Below are 5888 nucleotides of genomic sequence, written 5' to 3'. Positions count from 1 at the left end.
AACTGCCCATTACGACAGCAACCAATACACCGTGGTTGGCCACAGTGAAGCATCGGCCACCGGCCTGCTGCTGTTTGGCATCATCCCTATCCGCCAGAACAGCCGATTTGTGCGCGCGCAAAACGCGGCCATCCAAGCCAAGGGCGGCGATGCAATGATCAACACGCAGGTTCAGGAAAACTGGTTCTGGGCCTGGGTTCTGACCGGCTACACCACCACCATCTCCGGTGACGTGGTCAAGCTGAAAACCGCGCAATAAGCGACGGCTGAATGCAAAAAAGCCCGGCTGATCAGGCCGGGCTTTTTCATGGGTGTTGCGGTCATGCAGTAGATTCATGCAACGCGGCGCTCGATCAGACGATCAGAGCCACCTTCAGCGACGCGGCGTTCGAGCAGACGATCCGAACCACCTTCAGCAACGCGGCGTTCGATCAGACGATCCGAACCACCTTCAGCGACGCGGCGTTCGAGCAGACGATCCGAACCACCTTCAGCAACGCGGCGTTCGATCAGACGATCCGAACCACCTTCGGCAACACGGCGTTCGATCAGACGATCCGAACCACCTTCGGCAACGCGACGTTCGAGCAGACGATCCGAACCACCTTCGGCAACACGGCGTTCGAGCAGACGGTCCGAACCACCTTCAGCAACGCGGCGTTCGATCAGACGATCAGAGCCACCTTCAGCGACGCGGCGTTCGATCAGACGATCAGAGCCACCTTCAGCGACGCGGCGTTCGAGCAGACGATCAGAGCCACCTTCAGCAACGCGACGTTCGATCAGACGATCAGAACCACCTTCAGCCAGACGGCTTTCGATCAGCTTGTCCGAGCCGCCTTCAGCGACCAGGGTGTGAGCAGGCGTTACTGCAAAAGCGTTAACTGCGAAAACCGAGAAAGCGATGCCGAGAAGGGTTTGGCGTTTCATGATCGTGTGCTCCAGAAAGTTGTTTGTTTGTCTGGAGCCGATGTTACGCCGCGCAGTTTTTATGAGAACTTCATTGACGTGATGGTGAACATCGACGCCGATGATGTTTGCCAAGAGCGTTGATTCAGAGCGCTTTCGCCCGGATGCACAACTCGCCGCTGGCACGAATCAGCGCCAGGTCGTGCAGCGCATCGGCGCCCAGAGTGCCGCGGACATCGGCCAGCCATGCCGGGCAATTCGGATCCTGGCGATAGGGCGCGAAGGCGGCGTACTGCTGCAACAAGCGCTTTTGCAGTTCATCCAGGCGCGGGCGGATCTGTTTGCCCAGATCCGGACGCGGTGTGTCCGGTGCAGCACCTGCCGCTTGCCATTGCGCGAGCAGACCGTATTGCACCAGTTTGTTCGCTTCCATCTGTGCGGCGATAAGTTGCGCGACGTCGTCCGGATCGAGTTTGTATTCGGTGGCCAGAGTTCGGGCATTGGCGATGACCTGCGCCTCACGCGGGCTGTCCTGAATAGGCTTGCCGCTGTCCCATTTGGTCAACGCAACCAGATCACCGATGCTCAGGCGTTCATTCAAAGTGGCCAGTAGCGGTTTCAATGAAGCAGGCGCTGCTGCGGGTTCGGCTGCCTGCGCGTAGGCGGCCGACAGAGCGAGGAGGGAGCCAAGCAGAAAATTTGCAACGTTACGCATGAACCGAGCCTCAATAGTACGTGTCGACAGAGTCGCTGATTTACCACAGCCGCAACACTGACACAAAGCGATGCGCGGCATTTACACAAATGCAAAACAGACAATCAACACCGTCTGGAAATGTTGATTGCACGCTGCACGCAACTCACCGAAGCTATCGTCAATCAGGCCTGCCGCCGTCGAGATGGACCTCTATTCAATGCAAAGCGCCACCTTCGCCAAACCGCTCTGGCAAACCTATCTGCTGTTTCTCGCGCCGATGGTGCTGTCGAACTTCCTGCAATCGATGTCCGGGACGGTCAACAGCATCTACATCGGTCAGATGCTCGGCACCCAAGCGCTTGCGGCCGTATCCGGCATGTTTCCTGTCGTGTTCTTTTTCATCGCCCTGGTCATCGGCCTCGGTGCTGGCGCAGGCGTGTTGATCGGCCAGGCGTGGGGCGCGCGCGAAACGCACATGGTCAAGGCGATTGCCGGAGCGACGTTGCTGCTGGGTGTGTTGATCGGTCTGGTCGCGGCAGTGCTGGGCACGGTGTTTGCGCGACAGGCACTGACGGGGTTGGGCACGCCGGCGGATGTACTCGACGATGCGGTGGACTATGCCCGCATCATGTTGTGGATTCTGCCATCGCTACTGGTATTCGTGCTGTTCACCCAGTTGCTGCGTGGGGTCAGCGATACGCTGTCGCCACTGCTCGCGCTGATCGTCTCCACCGCCGTGGGGCTGGCGCTGACGCCGGCGTTGATTCGCGGCTGGCTGGGTTTGCCGCCATTGGGCATTCAGAGCGCGGCGTATGCCGGGCTGGCGGGGAATCTGTCGGCAATGGCGTGGCTGGCCTGGCGGCTGATCCGCAAGGGCCATCCGCTGGCGCCGGATCGAGAGTTCTTTGCCGCATTGCGACTGGATCGGGTGATTCTCGGCAAGGTCCTGCGCATCGGCCTGCCCACCGGGGTACAGATGATCGTCCTGTCGTTATCGGAGCTGGTGATCCTGGCACTGGTCAATCAGCACGGCTCGCAAGCGACAGCGGCGTATGGCGCAGTAACGCAGATCGTCAACTATGTGCAGTTTCCGGCGCTGTCGATTGCAATCACCGCATCGATCCTTGGTGCCCAGGCAATCGGCGCCGGGCATCTGCAACGCATGGGTCCGATCCTGCGCACCGGGCTGTTGATCAATGTGTGCCTGACCGGTGGCCTGATTGTGCTGGGTTATCTGTTATCGCACTGGTTGCTGGGCCTGTTCCTCACCGAGGACTCGACCCGGGCGATGGCCGAGCACCTGCTGCATATCATGCTCTGGAGCCTGTTGGTGTTCGGTTTCCAGGCCATCATCGGCGGGATCATGCGGGCCAGCGGCACGGTACTGGTGCCGGTGGTCATCTCGATTGTTTGTGTGGTCGGCGTGCAGTTGCCAGCGGCTTACTGGCTCGACGCGCAGTTCGGTTTGCAGGGTGTGTGGATGGCGTTTCCGGTTGCCTATCTGGGAATGCTGATTTTGCAGACCCTGTATTACAAATTGGTGTGGAAGCATCAGAAGATCGAGCGGTTGATATAGGCGCTGGCATAACAACGGGTTGTTTGCTTAAGTCAACCAAGGCCCTCGACGACGCACGCCGCCAGGAGAATGTCATGACGTTGCGATTGCTGCTGGTTGCCGCGTTTACATCGTGCGTCATGGTCGGTGCGCAGGCGGCTGAATATAACCGGGTCAACACCAGCGCCAGCCAGATCAGTTTCACCTACAACCAGATGGGCTCGCGAATGTACGGCACCTTCGGCAATTTCGAGGCGACGCTGGACTTCGATACCGACGACCTCGGCAAAGCCCAGACCACGCTGCATATCGATCTCGCCAGCATCGATGCCGGCAGTGAAGACGCCAATACCGAACTGGTGAAACCGGCGTGGTTCGACACCGGGAAATTCCCGCTCGCGGTGTTCAAGTCCAGCCGTTTTACTCAAGTGGACGAGCATCGTTACCAAGTCGCCGGTCAGCTCACGCTCAAGGGCATCACTCGCGAGGTCGAGGTGCCGGTGGAGTTGAAACCGGATAACGCCATCGGCATCTTCGACGGTGAGCTGGTGCTCAATCGAGAGGAGTTCGGCCTCGGCGCAGGGGAGTGGGCTGACAGCGTGGTGTCGAGGGACATCAACATCAAATTCAGGGTGGTGGCGCCACAACAGTGACGGTTCAATAGATCCGGCACGGTATGATGTCGCGGTTCGTCGACGGCTCTGATCATCGGCAACGTTTTTTATCGCCGGAGTTTGCCCATGCCACGCATCACCCACTACACCTCCCCATGCCCGGAAAACGTCAACAGCCAGATCCTGCAAATGGTCGTCGACTACCTGACCGACATCAGTGCGGTCGGCCTCGGCCCGAGCAATCTGCTGTACAACGTTTATCAGTACGCGGTGGGTTATGAGGTGCATCTCTACCTCGAGGCGTTGAACGGCCAGAAGGGCACCGAGGTGGAATTGCTGGTGGCCACTAACGATGAAGACCCGGAGCAAGTCATCGGATTTCTCATCTGTCTGCCGGTGCAGGGCGATTGGGAGGCGTGCAGCGTCGCGTACATGGCGGTGCGTGAAGGCCATCGGCGCCAAGGTGTGGCGCGGGCGATGCTCACGGACATGGTCGGGCGCTATCCGCATGCGGAACTGGCCTGCAGCATTGGCAAGGTGCCGTATTTCGAGGCACTGGGTTTTGAAGTGATCGGCCAGCGCGAAACCCAGGTGCTGATGAGCACGCGGCATTACCGCAGCAACGGCCTGCGCGGGTTCATCGACACCACGCCGATCTATCGCTCGCTGGAAGTGCAGCAGATTCACACCTATCTGCTGCAGAAGAACGGCAAGCGCGCAATGCTCGATGCGGAAAAACAACGCGACCGCCATCTGGACCAGACCAGCCGCCACGTAGAAGAATTCGTCCGTCAGCGCCTGACCCTGCACTGATCGTCGGCCAATCAAAAGCCCTTGCTGCGCATCCCGCGGCAAGGGCTTTTTTGTACCTGCTTCTCAACCGAGCTTGACGTTCATGGTGATACGCGCGGTGAAGACTTTTTTACCCTCGCAATCGTGAATGTCGACGTTGACTACCTTGTCGCCATCACTTTGCCAATCCACACCTTCAGCGCTGGCCACAGCGGTGACGTCGGTTTTCGCCTTGGCCAGATATTCCACGGTCATGCCTTTGGGAATCCAGCGCGCGCCGGCCGGGATCGACACGTCGGTCATCATTCCGCCGGCCAGTTCTGCCGCGTTGCACATGGCGATCGCGTGCACCGTGCCGAGGTGGTTGGTGATTTCCTTGCGAAACGGCACTTGCACGGTGGCGGCATTCGGGCGCAACTCGGAAATCAGCGGATTGATGCTGCTGAAGTACGGGGCGAACTGGCAGGCCATTTTGCTGAATGCATCCGGGCCGACGCTGTTGAACATGCTGAGAGATTGACTCATGGGAAGCCTCGCTGGGTAGTTTGCAGAATGATGTTCCGTTACAGAATAATGTTCTGTAACGGAACGGTATTCTGTTCACGGCAAATCTGTCAACCTAGGCGCGATTTGTTCACGGGCACGTGACGCCTTTTTCAACCTCCGCTTTTGGACCCGAGCAGCATGGACACCGCCGATCTACTGGAACGCAGCTACCCCGGCCGCCGCGCCGAACTCAAACGCGATATCTTTCGCAAGGCCCTGAGCCTGTTCAATGAACAGGGGATCGAGGCCACCACCATCGATATGATCCGTGCCGAGTGCGACACCAGCGTCGGCGCGATCTATCACCATTTCGGCAACAAGGAAGGGCTGGTCGCGGCGCTGTTTTTCACCGCGCTGGAGGATCAGGCGCGTTTGCGTGATGCGTATCTGGACGCGGCCAATACCACTGAAGAAGGCGTGCAGGCGCTGGTCTTCAGCTATGTCGACTGGGTCGAGCAACAGCCGCAGTGGGCGCGTTTCCAGTACCACGCGCGGTTCGCCGTGACCAAAGGCCCGTTCAAGGACGAGCTGGCCGAGCGCAACAAGACGCGCAACCTGCGTCTGCGCCAATGGCTGGCGCAATCGGGTCGCGCCGCCGAACTGCAGGATTTGCCTGCCGAGTTGCTGCCATCGCTGATCATTGGCCAAGCGGACAGCTACTGCCGAGCCTGGCTGGCAGGGCGAGTCAAAGGCAGCCCGAGCGCCTATCGCCAAGTGCTCGCGCAAGCGGCGTGGCGTTCGATTCGCGCCGAAGGTCTCGCCGAGGACTGAAATA

General features: G+C 59.4%; 7 protein-coding genes and 1 pseudogene. 5 read left to right on the top strand and 3 right to left on the bottom strand.

What is annotated here, in order from left to right:
- On the top strand, positions 1 to 259 hold a 259-nt coding region (locus tag OQK_RS27235), incomplete at its 5' end, for a hypothetical protein (RefSeq protein ID WP_081489913.1).
- A gap of 233 nt (positions 260 to 492) precedes the next feature.
- Here OQK_RS27235 and OQK_RS31910 read toward each other — a convergent pair.
- Positions 493 to 930: pseudogene (locus tag OQK_RS31910) on the bottom strand (phage infection protein); the annotation flags it as partial.
- 124 nt (positions 931 to 1054) lie between these two features.
- Entirely contained in the window at positions 1055 to 1624 is a 570-nt protein-coding gene (locus OQK_RS27225) for a chorismate mutase (protein WP_016775240.1), read from the bottom strand.
- A 199-nt stretch (positions 1625 to 1823) separates the two neighbouring features.
- Here OQK_RS27225 and OQK_RS27220 point away from each other — a divergent pair, with 199 nt between their 5' ends.
- The 3 genes from OQK_RS27220 (at position 1824) to OQK_RS27210 (ending at position 4588) form a co-directional block, all read left to right on the top strand.
- The gene (locus OQK_RS27220; RefSeq protein WP_016775239.1) at positions 1824 to 3182 is read left to right on the top strand and encodes an MATE family efflux transporter; all 1359 of its coding nucleotides are present in this window, start codon (positions 1824 to 1826) and stop codon (positions 3180 to 3182) included.
- A gap of 74 nt (positions 3183 to 3256) precedes the next feature.
- Complete coding sequence (locus OQK_RS27215) at positions 3257 to 3814, top strand: YceI family protein (RefSeq protein WP_016775238.1); 558 nt, start codon at positions 3257 to 3259, stop codon at positions 3812 to 3814.
- Positions 3815 to 3901: 87 nt separating this feature from the next.
- Positions 3902 to 4588 carry a GNAT family N-acetyltransferase gene (locus OQK_RS27210; RefSeq protein WP_016775237.1) on the top strand — a complete coding sequence of 229 codons (687 nt, stop codon included), beginning with the start codon at positions 3902 to 3904 and terminating at the stop codon, positions 4586 to 4588.
- 63 nt (positions 4589 to 4651) lie between these two features.
- Here OQK_RS27210 and OQK_RS27205 read toward each other — a convergent pair whose 3' ends face one another.
- On the bottom strand, positions 4652 to 5092 hold the full coding sequence (locus OQK_RS27205; RefSeq protein WP_024013379.1) for a hotdog fold domain-containing protein: 441 nt from the start codon (positions 5090 to 5092) through the stop codon (positions 4652 to 4654).
- A gap of 159 nt (positions 5093 to 5251) precedes the next feature.
- Between OQK_RS27205 and OQK_RS27200 the strand changes: the two genes are divergently transcribed.
- Positions 5252 to 5884 carry a TetR/AcrR family transcriptional regulator gene (locus tag OQK_RS27200; protein WP_016775235.1) on the top strand — a complete coding sequence of 211 codons (633 nt, stop codon included), beginning with the start codon at positions 5252 to 5254 and terminating at the stop codon, positions 5882 to 5884.
- Positions 5885 to 5888: the final 4 nt, after the last annotated feature.

The sequence above is a fragment of the Pseudomonas sp. R62 genome, from assembly GCF_000257605.1.
Lineage (GTDB): Bacteria > Pseudomonadota > Gammaproteobacteria > Pseudomonadales > Pseudomonadaceae > Aquipseudomonas > Aquipseudomonas atacamensis.
The sequence above is the reverse complement of the archived record's forward strand: the minus strand, read 5'-3'. Positions and strand labels throughout refer to the sequence as shown.

Bases quoted from the DNA above. Each gene is read 5' to 3' on its own strand.
- OQK_RS27210 (WP_016775237.1), top strand. From the start codon at position 3,902: ATGCCACGCATCACCCACTACACCTCCCCATGCCCGGAAAACGTCAAC.
- OQK_RS27225 (WP_016775240.1), bottom strand. From the start codon at position 1,624: ATGCGTAACGTTGCAAATTTTCTGCTTGGCTCCCTCCTCGCTCTGTCG.
- OQK_RS27205 (WP_024013379.1), bottom strand. From the start codon at position 5,092: ATGAGTCAATCTCTCAGCATGTTCAACAGCGTCGGCCCGGATGCATTC.
- OQK_RS27220 (WP_016775239.1), top strand. From the start codon at position 1,824: ATGCAAAGCGCCACCTTCGCCAAACCGCTCTGGCAAACCTATCTGCTG.
- OQK_RS27215 (WP_016775238.1), top strand. From the start codon at position 3,257: ATGACGTTGCGATTGCTGCTGGTTGCCGCGTTTACATCGTGCGTCATG.
- OQK_RS27200 (WP_016775235.1), top strand. From the start codon at position 5,252: ATGGACACCGCCGATCTACTGGAACGCAGCTACCCCGGCCGCCGCGCC.